The following is a 1,781-nucleotide window of genomic DNA, read 5'->3' as shown; positions in this document are numbered from 1 at the left end:
TCGTGTTGTGGGTGATGACGGATCGCAATTTTAATCTTTGTGGTCAAGTTTCTAAGAGCAAACGGTGGATGCCTTGGCATCTGGAGCCGAAGAAGGACGTAGAAATCTGCGATAAGCCTCGGGGAGCTGATAATCGAGCCCTGATCCGAGGATTTCCGAATGGGGAAACCCCGCTGGGCGCTTTTGTGACCTGGTGACTCCCGCCTGAATATATAGGGCGGGTAGAGGGAACGTGGGGAAGTGAAACATCTCAGTACCCACAGGAAGAGAAAACAACATGTGATTCCGTGAGTAGTGGCGAGCGAAAGCGGATGAGGCTAAACCGATCATGTGTGATAGCCGGCGGGCGTTGCATGGTCGGGGTTGTGGGACACGTCACTCAGTTCTGCCGGACTGGGGCGGTTACAGCGCATCATAGTCGAACCGGTTTGAAAGCCGGGCCGTAGTGGGTGCCAGCCCCGTAGACGAAATGGTGTTATGGCCGGATGTGTATCCCAAGTAGCACGGGGCCCGAGAAATCCCGTGTGAATCTGTCAGGACCACCTGATAAGCCTAAATACTCCCAGATGACCGATAGCGGACAAGTACCGTGAGGGAAAGGTGAAAAGTACCCCGGGAGGGGAGTGAAATAGTACCTGAAACCGTTTGCTTACAAACCGTCGGAGCCTCCTTAGTAGGGGTGACGGCGTGCCTTTTGAAGAATGAGCCTGCGAGTTAGTGATATGTGGCGAGGTTAACCCGTGTGGGGCAGCCGTAGCGAAAGCGAGTCTGAATAGGGCGTTTGAGTCGCATGTTCTAGACCCGAAGCGAAGTGATCTATCCATGGCCAGGTTGAAGCGACGGTAAGACGTCGTGGAGGACCGAACCCACTTCAGTTGAAAATGGAGGGGATGAGCTGTGGATAGGGGTGAAAGGCCAATCAAACTTCGTGATAGCTGGTTCTCTCCGAAATGCATTTAGGTGCAGCGTTGCGTGTTTCTCGCCGGAGGTAGAGCTACTGGATGGCCGATGGGCCTCAACAGGTTACTGACGTCAGCCAAACTCCGAATGCCGGTGAGTGAGAGCGCAGCAGTGAGACGGTGGGGGATAAGCTTCATCGTCGAGAGGGAAACAACCCAGACTACCAACTAAGGTCCCTAAGCGTGTGCTAAGTGGGAAAGGATGTGGAGTTGCATAGACAACCAGGAGGTTGGCTTAGAAGCAGCCACCCTTGAAAGAGTGCGTAATAGCTCACTGGTCAAGTGATTCCGCGCCGACAATGTAACGGGGCTCAAGCACACCACCGAAGTTGTAGATTTCGCACACTCGACAAGCCTTCGTGGTTCAGTCGTGCGGAGTGGTAGGAGAGCGTCGTGTGGCGAGTGAAGCGGCGGAGTGATCCAGCCGTGGACGCTACACGAGTGAGAATGCAGGCATGAGTAGCGAAAGACGGGTGAGAAACCCGTCCTCCGAAAGACCAAGGGTTCCAGGGCCAGGTTAATCCGCCCTGGGTAAGTCGGGACCTAAGGCGAGGCCGACAGGCGTAGTCGATGGACAACGGGTTGATATTCCCGTACCGGCGAACAACCGCCCAAGCTAATCCAGTGGTGCTAAGAGTCCTAACCCGGATCAACCGGATCCCTTCGGGGTGATGGTGGCCGGTCTAACGCTCGACCCCATGCTGGTGCGGTTAGCGTATGAACAGGTGTGACGCAGGAAGGTAGCTGAGCCAGGCGATGGTATCCGTAAGGTGAACCTGGTGTAAGGATGTAGGGCTGACGATAGGCAAATCCGTCGTCTGT

Annotated in this window: 1 rRNA gene; it reads left to right on the top strand. The window is 55.0% G+C overall.

What is annotated here, in order from left to right:
* Positions 1–41 precede the first annotated feature (41 nt).
* A 23S ribosomal RNA gene (locus EDF40_RS00570) occupies positions 42–1,781 on the top strand; the annotation flags it as partial.

Origin of the sequence: Curtobacterium sp. PhB170, from assembly GCF_003752345.1 — a bacterium.
In the GTDB taxonomy this organism is placed as follows: Bacteria; Actinomycetota; Actinomycetes; order Actinomycetales; family Microbacteriaceae; genus Curtobacterium.
The sequence above is the reverse complement of the archived record's forward strand: the minus strand, read 5'-3'. Positions and strand labels throughout refer to the sequence as shown.